At 72.5% G+C, this 258-nt stretch carries 1 pseudogene; it reads right to left on the bottom strand.

Going from position 1 to position 258, the window contains the following annotated elements:
- Window positions 1-22 precede the first annotated feature (22 nt).
- Window positions 23-258: pseudogene (locus tag C7C46_RS33945) on the bottom strand (type I polyketide synthase); the annotation flags it as partial.

Genomic DNA, 258 nt, shown 5'->3' on the forward strand with positions numbered 1-258 from the left:
ATCTGTCCCTCAACCAATCTCGTCAGATGCCCAGTTCGCCGTCGAGCAGGGAGAACAGCTCGTCGTCGGTGGCCGCGTCGAGGTCGGCCTCGGTGTCGGTGTCGTGGTCGGTGGCCTGCAGGTCCTGCCACTTGCGCAGCAGGGCCTCCAGTCGCGCGGTGATCTTGGCGGCTGCCCCGCCGGTCGGCGCGAACGCCGCCAGGGCGGCGTCCAGCCGGTCGACCTCGCCCAGCAGCGGCGCGCTCGGGTCCGCGCCGG

Origin of the sequence: Streptomyces tateyamensis, from assembly GCF_003205575.1 — a bacterium.
In the GTDB taxonomy this organism is placed as follows: domain Bacteria; phylum Actinomycetota; class Actinomycetes; order Streptomycetales; family Streptomycetaceae; genus Kitasatospora; species Kitasatospora tateyamensis.